This window comes from Capnocytophaga granulosa ATCC 51502 (genome assembly GCF_000411115.1).
Lineage (GTDB): Bacteria > Bacteroidota > Bacteroidia > Flavobacteriales > Flavobacteriaceae > Capnocytophaga > Capnocytophaga granulosa.
The window spans coordinates 482,228-494,995 of sequence record NZ_KE150242.1; the positions used below are offsets into that span (position 1 = coordinate 482,228).

Sequence of the window (12,768 nt, forward strand, 5' to 3'; positions counted from 1 at the left end):
GTCATGGATACACTTGTAAAAAAACACTTACATAACCAAGCGAAAATAGCTGGAGTTTCTTGTGATACACAAGGATTGGAACAGTTAATAACCTCATGGACAAAGAGTAAGGAAGTCTACCTACAGAAAACAGCTCAATTCCTCTCGGAGTGGTTGTCTCCTCAAGAGACCATAACATTACATACCTCTGGCACTACGGGTACTCCTAAGCTGATTACCGTCAAGAAGGCTTATATGATTCGTTCAGCGATGCTTACAGGAGCTTTCCTACAGCTGCATGCGGGAGATAGCTCCCTTTGCGTGTTGCCTACCGACTATATTGCGGGTAAAATGATGATTGTCAGAGCCTTGGTATTGGGGCTTTCTTTGGAACTACTTCCTCCCAGTAGTACGCCCTTTGCGGCTACTCCCCACAATTTTGACTTTGTCGCGCTGACGCCCATGCAGGCGATGAAATCTCTAAGCGAACTCCATAGGACAAAGAAGATTATCTTAGGCGGTGCGCCTATCTCGGCAGCTATGGAAGCCCAGTTACAGGAGATTCCTACCGAGATTTATGCCACTTATGGTATGACTGAAACAGTTTCTCATATAGCCTTGCGCCCCATAGCTCCCAAAGAGCGGCATAGCATGGTATATACCACGATAGGGGAGAGTAGGGTCTGGCAGGATGAGCAGGGTTGTCTTGTGATTTATTGCCCTGAAGTGGCCGAAGGGGAAATCCACACCCATGATGTGGTACGCTTACATGGAGCACATGCTTTTGAGTGGCTGGGACGTTTGGATAATATCATCAATTCAGCAGGGGTGAAAATCTATCCTGAAGGGGTTGAGCGCAAGCTCTCATCGTTTATCTCCGATAGGTTTTTTATTTGGAAAGAGCCAGATGAACTATTGGGAGAGCGGGTGATTCTTTTGGTAGAAGGTAGGGAAGCGGACTATCCTCATCTGTTGGAGAATTTACAAAAAGAAACCGTATTTTCTAAGTACGAACTTCCTAAAAAAATATATTTTCTCCCTCATTTTCAGCTTACTGCATCAGACAAAATCCAAAGAGAAGCTACAGCAAAGTTACTTTTGTAACTTAAAATGAATATCCTTATAATCAGGTTCTACGTGAATGAGTACCGAGGCAATAGAGGGGATTTGTTGTTGTAGGCTATCCTTAAAGGCATGCGCAATGTCATGGCCTTCCTTTACACTAATATTTCCATTGACAATAATATGGATATCTACACAATAGGACATACCTGTTTTTCTAATATGGCACTTTTCTACGGCCAATACGCCTGGTACATCTTTGGATAACTCTCTGATTCTCTGCGATAAATCATCATACATATCTTCATCTAAGATCTCCGCAAGGGCAGGGCGGAAGATCAAATAAGCATTGACCAATATAATCCCCGAAGCAACTAATGCTGCCCAGTCGTCAGCCGTCTCATATCCTTCTCCACAGAGCAGAGCGATACTAATACCAATAAAAGCAGCTACGGAAGTAATCGCATCGGCCCTATGGTGCCAAGCATCGGCCTTCAGGGAGGTACTGCCTGTCTGTTTGCTGTCTCTCAGGACAATACGAAAACTTATTTCTTTCCATAGAATAATGCCTCCTAAGAGTAGCAGTGTCCAGGCCTTTGGACTAGAGTGGGGGATCAATATATTTTGATAACTCTGATAAGCAATCAGTAAGGCGGAGGCCACAAGTAGAGCTACGATGATAAAGGTAACCAAAGGCTCTATCTTCCCATGTCCGTAAGGGTGGTTCGCATCGGCTGGCTTTTCTGCATATTTCAGACCGAGAAAAACTAAGAAGGACGAAAACACATCCGAAACCGACTCTATCCCATCGGCTACAAGCGCATAAGAATTCCCTAGTACCCCTGCACTGATCTTTACCCCTGCCAAGGCTAAGTTGGCAAAGATACTAAAAAAGGCAGTTCGGTGGGGGACATGTTTTTCCATGACACATTTTTTATAGTTAAAATGACAGCTAATAAGCACACAAAGGTAGCGAAAAAAATTCGCTTGCTATATATTTCTGTAATTAGAATTTTTAAAATACTGGTTACAAATATATTATATATCATTATATAAACTATAGCTTCTATATATTTTACTTATAATTTACATATTATAAACTGCTTATAATCCATTTAAGTATTTTATTTTCAATAGATTATAATTATTATTTTACTTAAAGTTAAATTTTTTATTTATATAACGAACTTAATAAATTGATAGCCAGCTAATTACTTTTTAAATAATATAAAAATAACAAGTGAGAAGAGAAATAGTATAGTGGATTTGAAAAGGACGTAGAATAGCTTTTGTTTGGCAATAAAAAAGTTTGGCATTATTTTTGATGTATTATGACCAATTAAATAAGAATCCTAAATGAAACAGATTTTTTCACTATTGTTCCTATTGGTAGCCATGGTAAGCTCCGCTCAGGAAATTAACTGGATGAGCATGAACGATGCTTTATCCGCACAACAGAAAACACCTAAGAAAATATTTGTAGATGTATATACTACATGGTGTGGCCCTTGTAGAATGTTGTCTGAAAGAACATTTAAGAACAAGGACTTTGTAAAGTATATCAATGACAATTTCTATGCAGTGAAGTTCAATGCCGAAGGCAATGAGGAGGTAACCTACAAGGGTACTACTTATAAGAACAACAACTATGATCCTGCCAAGGCTAATACCCGCAATGGGATGCATGATTTTGCAGGTGCATTGGGTGTAAATTCTTATCCTACTATGCTTATTTTTGATGAAAAAGCAGCACCTATATTTCCTATTGTAGGTTATATGACCGCCACACAGCTCGAACCCCTTATCAAGTTTGCTGGGAATAACACTTACCTTTCTGTAACTACTCAAGAGGCTTATGATAAGTATCTGAAGACTTTCAAAGGAACTTTCAAGAATTGATTTCATATTTATTACATTTTTAATTTTATCATCTCAGAGCCAGCTCTGGGATGATTTTTTTTAAAACAAAACTTTCTCCAATAAAATTTGGTTAGTAATGAGAAAAAATGTACTTTTGGCAAAAAATTAAATTATGGTACAACAAGCCTCTTTCATAGATTTTTTAGGTATGTTATTTACCGTCTTTCTTGTACTTGCTTGCTTGTTTTGGGTAGGTATTTTACTGGTTCCCTTTGCTTTGCGTTTTCTAATCAGAAGGCATATGAATACAGTGGAAAAGCAGCTGTTTCAAGAAGAGTCTTTCCAGGGACAAGGTGCCCAACAGCAATATTATCAGGGCTCCTACACAAATCACCAAAATAGGAATACCTCAGCAGGTACGCAGCAGAAAAAAGACAAAAAAATAGTTGGCGAATATATTGATTTTGAAGAAATAGAATAGCAAATGAAAGAAAAATTTCAAAAATTACTTCCTCATATAGCTTGTATATTGCTCTTTATGGGGATAGCCTTGGCATTCTTCTATCCTGTACTACAAGGCAAGGAGATGCAACAGAGTGATATAGTACAATATATAGGCATGTCCAAGGAGCGCAATGACTTCCGCCAGGTACGTGAAAGCTATTGGACAAATAGTGCCTTTGGAGGAATGCCTACCTACCAGCTGGGGGCAGAATATCCATACAACTACATCAAACAATTGGATAGGGTCATTCGTTTCCTTCCGCGCCCTGCCGACTATTTATTTCTTTATTTCTTAAGCTTTTACGTCTTCCTATTAGTGATGAAGGTACGCTATAGATATGTCTTCTTGGGAGCGTTGCTCTTTGGACTTTCTACTTATCTTATCATTATTCTCACTGTGGGGCACAATGCCAAGGCGCATGCTATAGGCTATTTCGGTTTTGTACTGGCGGGAATACTGCTGGCTTTTCAGCGGAAATACCTATGGGCATTTTTGCTTACAACCTTAGCTTTAGCCTTGGAAATCAGTGCCAACCACTTCCAAATGACTTATTACTTACTGCTATTAGTCTTGGTTTTTGGGGCCTATGAGCTTTACCAAACGATACGTAGCAAGGAGTGGAAGCCTTTTGTAAAGTCTCTCTTTACACTTGTGGCAGCCGCCCTATTAGCTGTACTTATGAATGCTACTTTGCTACTGACTACCAAGGAGTATGAGGCCTTTAGTACCCGTGGCAAGTCGGACTTGTTACTCAATGCTGATGGTACACCTAAAGGACATACAAGCGGACTGAATAAGGACTATATTACCGAGTATAGTTATGGGGTGTATGAGAGCTTGAACCTGATTGTTCCCCGCCTTTTAGGAGGGTCTAACCATGAGAATTTGGGTGAGAAATCGGCTGTTTATGAGCGACTTATACAACAATATCCTCAGGAACAGGTGTTGGATTTTACCCGGCACCTACCCACTTATTGGGGAGATCAACCCATAGTGGCAGCACCGGCTTATGTAGGCGTGCTTGTTTTCTTCTTCTTTGTATTGGCACTTTTTGTAGTAAAAAGCAAAACCAAATGGTGGCTTTTAGCAGGAGTGATCCTCTCCTTGTTGCTCTCTTGGGGAAAGAATTTCAGCACGCTAACCGACCTGATGATTGACTATTTCCCGCTCTATAACAAGTTCCGTGCGGTTTCTTCAGTGCAGACCATCTTGGAGTTCTGCATGCCAGCCTTGGCTATATTGGGGCTTTATACCTACCTAACAGACGAGAAAAGAGCGCATAACAAGCAATATTTGTACTATACGGGTGGTATCGTAGGGGGACTCTTATTACTACTTTGGCTTATCAAGGGAAGTCTTTCTTTTGAGGGAGCAAGTGATGCTTATTATGCCCAAGCCTATGGGGAGGAACTCATGCAGCTGATTAAGGAAGACAGAAGGGCTATGTACACGGCCGATATTCTTAGGAGTTTCACTTATGTAATCCTTGCCTTTGGAGTCTTATATCTGTTCTCTATAGAGAAAATCAAGGAAAAAATAGCTTTTGTTCTTGTCTCTGTCCTGCTTATAGCCGATATAGCCATGGTAACCACTCGCTATTTGAGTGAGGATAACTATGCTTTCCCTTCAGAAAAGGAAAATTATTTTACGCTTTCCAAGGAAGAACAGAAAATATTGGAGGACAAGAGTTATTACCGTGTTTTCTCCGTCAATGAAGCGCTTAATGGTGCCAGAACCTCCTATACATTCCACTCTGTAGGGGGGTATCATGCCGCCAAGCCTAGAAGGATACAGGAACTTTTTGACTACCAACTTTACAAAAATAAAAATGAGCAAGTCCTTAATTTGCTCAATGTAAAATACATATTACAAACCGATAGATCAGGCGCTACACAAGTGATGCAAAATCCTAATGCCCTCGGCAATGCATGGTTTGTAGAACAGCTTTCTGTTCTTGAGAATGCCGATAAGCTTATGCAGTCTTTGGATACCCTTTCTCCTAAGACACAGGCTGTAACCTTGGACAAGTCGCTTAAAGATACACGCTACCCAGTGGATAGCTTGGCCTTAATTAAGCTAAAAACCTATGAGCCTGATAGGCTGGTCTATACTAGTGAGAATAAGGCCGAAGGGCTAGCTGTCTTCTCCGAGATTTACTACCCTCATGGCTGGACAGCTGTTTTAGATGATACCACACCACTACCTATTCACCAGGTGGATTATATACTCAGAGGGGTCGTTATTCCTGCAGGCAAGCATACCCTTACCTTTACCTTTGCCCCTAAGATTGTACAAACGGGAGGGTATATTTCCTTAGCTTCAACGATTGCCTTTGTACTTATTGCTTTAGGTATTGTTTTGATAAGTAAAAAACCACGTACCAACGAATGAGAACGCTATCTATATTTGTCCTAATAACCTTATTTTCGGCTTGTAATACGCCTATCTTTACACCCGCAGAAGATTTTGTAACACCTTTCGAGCTTTCTGATGGGAGTCATGGCTCATCTTACCAAGAAACCATTGATTTCTATAAGAAATTGGCTACCAACTATGGCTCTATTTCTCTTAAAACTATGGGAAAGACCGATAGTGGTATTCCCTTGTACTTGGTAGTGTATAACAATGATGGTATTTTTGACTTTAATCGTATCAAGAAGGACAAACTCATCATTCTCATTGCCAATGGGAGTTCACCCAATGACCGAGAAGGAATTGATGCCAGCATGCAACTGATGCGAAACTTGGCTCAGAAGCAGATCACTGTTCCTGAAAATACCGTAGTGGCTGTCATTCCGATGATGAACTATTTGGGGCAGATGGAGCAAGATTCATTTTTCAAAAATGAGATTAATACTTTTGTAAACAGAGACTTGTCTAAGGACTTTATAGAGAATAAAAGTCTTAATACTCAGTCCTTTGTAGCACTATTCCAACAGCTCTCTCCACATATATTCGTAGATACTCGTACACTAAGGAGCAAGAGCAATGGGGATGTGCTTTATTATCAGAGTGCTATGGAAGAAAATATGGGCAAGATGAAGTACTACCTCAAGGATAATCTGATTCCCCAGCTCAATGACTCCTTAGGGGGTACTTATAGGGATGTGGATAGCCTTGTTCAAAAGAAATTACAACCTAAGTCTATAGCCCCTCTCATACCCGATACTTCCGTAGGATATACCTCCTTATGGAATACCTTAGGGCTTTATATCGCCACTCACAAGGGGATTACTTACAAAAAGCGAGTGGAGACACTTCACAATGCACTCAAGAGTATCATCTTGATAGCCAATTCACATAGAGAACTGATTAAGAATCTGCAGGACTTGGATGCTCAAGAAGGATTGCAACAACAAACTTATATTCTTTCTGCTCCCAAGGATACCATTCGTATCCCTCAAGCCTACATTGTGCCGCAACTCTTCACCGATGTCATAGACCATTTCAAGGACAATGCTATAGAAATGACTCCAATAGAGAAGGATTCACTTATGCAGGTACATTCTTATATGCTAAAAACCACAAGAGACAGTTTGCCTTTGATTGATTACAAAACAGTAAGGACACAACTGATCCAAAAGAATCAGAAAGTAGCTATCAGAAAAGGCGATCTATTGGTCTCCACTCAGCAGAAAGGACGCAAATATCTATTAGAAACCTTAGAACCTCATGCCAATAATAGCTTTATGCATACAGGCAAGTTGCCTTTTCTCCCTACTCCTAAGGACAGCCTATGGGTATACCCCATATTTAGTATAGAAAAGTAAATAACAACACTAATTGAGTTTGTTTAATGAGATTATTTTATATTCTTTTATCCCTATCTTTAATCGCTTGTACACCAACCCCTCCTAAAAAAACCTGTGGCTAAAAAGCCCCATCCAAACTTGAAAAAGGAGATGGATGCCCCTATTCATACACAAACTTTCATCAACTATTCCTTTGTAGAGGACTCCCTTTCGGGGAAAACCTCCCAATTGAAATTTGATGAACTCACCCTCACTTATGATGCAGAAGGATTTCAAATAGAGCGTTTGTACAAAAATGACTCTCTACAAGAACAATCCTTTTGGTATTATGATCCAGAGCATAGAGTAATTGCTGAGAATTACATCTGTAAAACACTCAAAGACAACTGTATCAATCGAAGAGTAATCAATCATACCTATGATACTTTGGGCTATGAAATCAAGCGCTTTTCTTATGAGTTCTTGGATACTCTTTCCCTCTTTAGCAAATATGAACTCGACTATGATAAGCATGGAAATCTCTCCAATGTTATAGAATATCAGTATCAGAAAGAAAAATGGCGTCCCTTTACTAAGGAAACCTATAAGTACAACGCCAAGGGACAGGAACAAGAGAAAGAAACCTATTATCACTATATGTCCCTATGGCTACTAAAAGAAAAGGAAAATTTCAAATACCAAAAGGACAGTCTTATAGAGGAAAAATTTGCCTATAACTATAAGCAAAGCAATGCCCCTCGCCGCATACGTTATAGCTATATAGGGGAGGAGCAACAACTTACTTATATCAACGAAAAAGATAGTATTACCGCCATAGAGTCCTATCTGTATGACCACCGAGGTGCACTTTCCAAATATACTACCTATGATACCAATGGAGTAGAGCAGCAACGCCAGTATTTCCTATATACCCCCTATGATAAGCGCCTAGAAGAGATTGTTTATAAGGGAGATAAGGAAGAGCAAAGAACCATCTACCAGTATGATACCAAAGGACAACTCACCCAAAAAGTTACCTATGTACAGGGTAAAATAAGATACCTAACCCAAGTGAAGTATTCCTATCATTTATGAAAATACTCATTATAGAAGACGAAAAAGACCTGCTCTCTACCTTGCAAACTTTCTTGGAAAAAGAAAATTTCTTGGTAGAGACTGCCCATGATTATCCTTCTGGACTCAAGAAAATAGCCGATTATGATTATGATTGTATTCTTTTAGATATCATGCTGCCCAAGGGGAGTGGTATGGAGCTATTGGACGAACTTCGGACACTGAAAAGGAATACCGCTGTGCTGATCCTCTCGGCTAAGGATTCAGTGGAGGATAAGGTCTTAGGGCTAGAAAAGGGAGCTGATGATTATTTAGCCAAGCCTTTCCACTTGGCAGAACTACTGGCCAGAATCAAATCTATCATTCGCCGCAAGCACCAGCAAGGGGAGGACTTTATCGCTTACAAAAATGTTACACTATACCCAGAAGATAGGCGCGTGGTAGTAGCAGGCAAACCTATGACTACCAATAGAAAGGAATATGAGATGCTCTATTACTTCATGATTCGTCCAGAGAAATTAGTGGAGCGTACCACTTTGGCCGAAGCCATTTGGGGTGATGATATAGACCAAGTAGATAGCTTAGACTTTATCTACTCCCAAGTGAAAAACCTACGCAAAAAACTCAAATCTTTAGGGGCAGAAATTGACTTTCAAGCGGTCTATGGTATTGGGTACAAATTGGTTTAGATTATGAGAAAAATTCTATATTTGCATGGCTTAGACAGCCACTTGCACGCCGATAGGGAAGAGGTACTTGTCCGTTATGGGGAAATTTTTGCCCCTGTCTTTGATTACAAAAATAACCCTGAGCTATTCACTCACTTATGCGAGGAATACCAAAGTATTGATGTGATTATTGGCTCCAGTGCAGGGGGGCTTATCGGCTATTTCTTAGCACAAAAGCTACAAAAGCCCTGCGCTCTTTTCAATCCTGCGCTGAACTACCAGTACGAGCTGCCCTTTGCGCCCTTTTGGGATAAGGAGTATAGCCAATATATGCTCCTTGTCATGGGTATGCAGGACGAGGTAATTCCTTATAAGGAAAGCCTACCCATAGCCTTAGCCGACAAAACTCCTAAACAACAGATAGATATACATCTTATACAAAATCTGGGACACCTCTATCCCATTGAGATTTTCTCAAGAGAATTGAAATTTTTCTTTGGCAAAATCAGTGGTCAGTAGGCAGCCTAAGCTGGCGCGAGCTTGTAGCTCTTTATTTATAAAAAGCTTAAACTCAAAAATAATGAATAAAGAAACCATCATCCAAGAAATACTATCAAGGGTAAGTGCTACCTTTGACCGATTAGACCTCCCTAAACAACCTTATGGTAGAAATAAACTTTGGGAAGGCATCACCAATTATTTCAAAATAAAACAACGAAAAGACAAAATAACGTTTAATTCGGGTAATCCTTCTATTACCATTAAAGACTTTGAGCAGCTTCCTGATAATTTCATAGACAATGAGTTACTTCCTGCTTTGGAAGAACAATTTACTCAAATGTTCTTCAATCCTGAGTTTTATTATTGCTTTGAGTACAAACTTACCTTAGTACTTGATTTTCTTTCTGCCTCAGGGCATCATGCCCGTAAGCAACTGCGATTGGAACATCCTGAGCGCAAGGCAGAACTCAAAGAGCGCTTGGATACCTATGTGCAAAAGGTAATCTATGAGGCTACCGAGAAAATGAAAGAGAAGGAAGTGCATACTTTCTTTGATAAACTTTTCGATTTTGAACTCACTGGCTACAGCGAGGACAAGGTGGTTGAAATCCTCAGCAAAGGAATTACTCTCATAGATCCTAAGTGGAAAAAGACTTTAGAAGAGTATCAATGGTGCTTGCTTTACTATACTAGAGTATGGAAAGAAAAGGTTTTTATGAAACTATATTACAAAGTAGAAGGAAGTGATTGGTCAAAGAAATATACACTCAAGGAAGGTTTGCAAGCAAAAGATATAGATAATGCCAAACTAAACCTATTTGTAGCACAAGCCCTTTGGCGTATCCAATACAAAAAATATAGTTGGGATGTAAAGTTTGCTTGTGAGGATTTAGAGCGTGCAGCTAAGGAATTAGGTTCTAAAAAAGCGGTTATGTACCTCAAAGAGGGAACTGGTATCTTGCCTAACGACCTTATTCATTACAAGGATAGCGAAGTGGAATGCGATGCCAATGATGTTTTTGCTGAAATCAGTGTGAAAATCAAACAAGAATCGGCTACAGCTTACGACAAAGCGTTGAATTTTATCATCGCCCTGCTCAAGTCTGATTTTCCTGCCAGCTACCATATCAAGTTCAGTAGTAAAGCCCCTAAACAGTTTTTACCTATCAAAGGCATTGCCAAATCACCTACTCATCGCTTCTTTGCTAAAGCACTGCAATACGAAGATTTGCGTCCTAAATTGGTAGCTTATGCCGAGGTAGCTATGAAAGAATTTCAGTGGTATAGTGATGTAGAAGAAGGCGAGAAAAGCTGTATGCCGGGCAGTTATGCCGTTTTTGGCTTAGGACTGATAGGGGAGGAGTACTTTCCCTTGGTGAGCCAATACTTTGCGCTATTGGACGACGAACACCAAATGGTACATAAGTATTTCGTTAGTGCCCTTATAGACCGTTACGGAGTGAATGAGAAATCCTTACCGCTTATCTGCCAAGGAATCACCTCAGCACAGTTTGATATGGTATTCAAGAATTTAGAAAAAGAAATGGAAAAGCCAGAGAACAAGGAGTTACTTGCAAAATTTCTCAAAGAAAAAGAAGCCTTTTTTACGGCTAACAAAGAGCAAGGCTTCTACAAATATTACGAAGAAGATATTTATTACGCCATCTACGGCAAGCAATGGAAGAAAAAGATAAAAAATTAACTCTAACAACCATTAATAAATTAATAATTAAAAATGAAAGTAAGTAAATTAATCCTCCTTTTCCTCATAGGAATTATGATAGGAAAAGCACAAACCAAAAAACAAATGAACGACCAAACGATTTACCAATTTGAAGTAGAGGACATTACAGGGAAAGCATTTCCACTGTCAAGTCTACAAGGCAAGAAAGTGATGATTGTCAATACTGCCTCCAAGTGCGGACTGACCCCTCAGTATAAGGAGTTAGAGGCACTCTACCAGCAGTATAAGGACAAAGATTTTGTCATCATAGGCTTTCCCGCCAATAATTTCCTCAAACAAGAACCAGGAACCAATGAAGAGATTGCCACATTCTGTCAGGTGAATTATGGGGTAAGTTTTCCTATGATGAGCAAAATCTCTGTCAAGGGTAAGGATATGCACCCTCTCTATCAGTTTCTTACCCAGAAATCCAAGAATGGCGTCATGGACTCCAAAGTAAGCTGGAACTTCCAAAAATATCTTATCGGAAAGGACGGACACTTAGAGAAAGTTATAGATCCGAAAACCCTTCCTAATGACCCAGAAGTTATTCAGTGGATCAGTGAGTAATGATTAATGTTCAGTGCCAATAATGATTGATAAGATTTCCTTAGTGTAGAGGTACAATTTATGTAGCCTTAATGAATCATTGATCATTATTGGCATTAATCACTATTATTCTATTTTACATAATATAAATTATAGGAATTTCTGATATACTCAAAAAGAGAGGCTAATAGTCATTGCTGACCTTAGCCTCTCAACGCTTTAATTCTAAGTATTATGTGGAAATTATTTCAATACTTCTTTTACTTTTTCACCTATTTTTGCAGGTGAATCTACCACATGGATACCACATTCGCGCATGATACGCTTTTTGGCTTCAGCGGTATCTTCGCTACCTCCTACAATAGCACCAGCATGCCCCATAGTACGTCCCTTAGGAGCTGTTTCCCCAGCAATAAAGCCTACTACAGGTTTCTTGTTGCCAGTCTCTTTGATCCAGCGAGCAGCTTCCACTTCCAACTGACCTCCGATTTCACCTATCATGACTATAATTTCTGTTTCAGGATCATTCATGAAGAGTTCCACAGCTTCCTTGGTGGTAGTACCTATGATAGGGTCTCCCCCGATACCTATAGCAGTGGAAATACCCAAGCCTTGGCGTACTACTTGGTCAGCAGCCTCATAAGTCAAAGTACCTGATTTAGAGACAATACCTACCTTTCCTTTCTTGAATACGAATCCTGGCATAATACCTACTTTCGCTTCTTCTGGAGTAATTACCCCAGGACAGTTAGGTCCTATAAGGCGACAATCTTTGTCCTTGATATAGGCAGCAACCTTTACCATGTCAGCTACAGGAATCCCCTCTGTAATGGTGATTATTACTTTAATCCCTGCTTCGGCAGCTTCCATAATGGCATCAGCCGCAAATGCAGGTGGTACAAAGATAATAGAAGTATCCGCCCCTACTTTCTCTACCGCCTCCTTTACAGAGTTGAAAACAGGCTTTCCTAAGTGTGTTTGTCCTCCTTTGTTAGGAGTTACCCCTCCCACTACATTGGTTCCATATTGAATCATTTGCTCCGCATGGAAAGTTCCTTCACTCCCTGTAAAACCTTGTACAAGGATTTTTGAATTCTTATTTACTAATACACTCAT

12 protein-coding genes are annotated in these 12,768 nt (G+C 39.9%); 10 read left to right on the forward strand and 2 right to left on the reverse strand.

Features of this window, described 5'->3' with window-relative positions:
• Positions 1–3: 3 nt before the first annotated feature.
• Entirely contained in the window at positions 4–1,083 is a 1,080-nt protein-coding gene (locus tag HMPREF9331_RS02105) for an AMP-binding protein (RefSeq protein WP_016419518.1), read from the forward strand.
• On the opposite strand, the gene HMPREF9331_RS02110 is transcribed toward HMPREF9331_RS02105, so the two are convergent.
• Positions 1,072–1,965, reverse strand: a complete 894-nt coding sequence (locus tag HMPREF9331_RS02110) for a cation diffusion facilitator family transporter (protein ID WP_016419519.1) — start codon at positions 1,963–1,965, stop codon at positions 1,072–1,074. The genes HMPREF9331_RS02105 and HMPREF9331_RS02110 overlap by 12 nt on opposite strands.
• 432 nt (positions 1,966–2,397) lie before the next feature.
• Between HMPREF9331_RS02110 and HMPREF9331_RS02115 the strand changes: the two genes are divergently transcribed.
• The 9 genes from HMPREF9331_RS02115 to HMPREF9331_RS02155 all read left to right on the forward strand — a co-directional run bounded on the left by HMPREF9331_RS02115 (position 2,398) and on the right by HMPREF9331_RS02155 (position 11,673).
• Entirely contained in the window at positions 2,398–2,940 is a 543-nt protein-coding gene (locus tag HMPREF9331_RS02115) for a thioredoxin family protein (RefSeq protein ID WP_016419520.1), read from the forward strand.
• Positions 2,941–3,073: 133 nt separating this feature from the next.
• A complete protein-coding gene (locus HMPREF9331_RS02120) occupies positions 3,074–3,382 on the forward strand; it encodes a DUF4834 family protein (RefSeq protein ID WP_016419521.1) in 309 nt (102 codons plus the stop codon).
• Positions 3,383–3,385: 3 nt separating this feature from the next.
• Positions 3,386–5,797, forward strand: a complete 2,412-nt coding sequence (locus HMPREF9331_RS02125) for a glycosyltransferase family protein (protein ID WP_016419522.1) — start codon at positions 3,386–3,388, stop codon at positions 5,795–5,797.
• Positions 5,794–7,176 carry a M14 family metallopeptidase gene (locus HMPREF9331_RS02130; protein WP_016419523.1) on the forward strand — a complete coding sequence of 461 codons (1,383 nt, stop codon included), beginning with the start codon at positions 5,794–5,796 and terminating at the stop codon, positions 7,174–7,176. The genes HMPREF9331_RS02125 and HMPREF9331_RS02130 overlap by 4 nt, the downstream gene beginning before the upstream one ends.
• A 96-nt stretch (positions 7,177–7,272) precedes the next feature.
• Positions 7,273–8,232, forward strand: coding sequence for a hypothetical protein (locus HMPREF9331_RS02135; protein ID WP_016419524.1), 960 nt, complete (start codon positions 7,273–7,275; stop codon positions 8,230–8,232).
• Complete coding sequence (locus HMPREF9331_RS02140) at positions 8,229–8,900, forward strand: response regulator transcription factor (RefSeq protein ID WP_009641458.1); 672 nt, start codon at positions 8,229–8,231, stop codon at positions 8,898–8,900. The genes HMPREF9331_RS02135 and HMPREF9331_RS02140 overlap by 4 nt, the downstream gene beginning before the upstream one ends.
• Positions 8,901–8,903: 3 nt before the next feature.
• On the forward strand, positions 8,904–9,398 hold the full coding sequence (locus HMPREF9331_RS02145) for a YqiA/YcfP family alpha/beta fold hydrolase (RefSeq protein WP_040356854.1): 495 nt from the start codon (positions 8,904–8,906) through the stop codon (positions 9,396–9,398).
• A 61-nt stretch (positions 9,399–9,459) separates the two neighbouring features.
• Entirely contained in the window at positions 9,460–11,082 is a 1,623-nt protein-coding gene (locus HMPREF9331_RS02150; RefSeq protein ID WP_016419526.1) for a DUF6138 family protein, read from the forward strand.
• A gap of 75 nt (positions 11,083–11,157) precedes the next feature.
• Positions 11,158–11,673 carry a glutathione peroxidase gene (locus HMPREF9331_RS02155; RefSeq protein WP_232211975.1) on the forward strand — a complete coding sequence of 172 codons (516 nt, stop codon included), beginning with the start codon at positions 11,158–11,160 and terminating at the stop codon, positions 11,671–11,673.
• Positions 11,674–11,895: 222 nt separating this feature from the next.
• Here the strand turns inward: HMPREF9331_RS02155 and sucD are convergent, their stop codons facing one another.
• Entirely contained in the window at positions 11,896–12,768 is an 873-nt protein-coding gene (sucD, locus tag HMPREF9331_RS02160; RefSeq protein ID WP_016419527.1) for a succinate--CoA ligase subunit alpha, read from the reverse strand.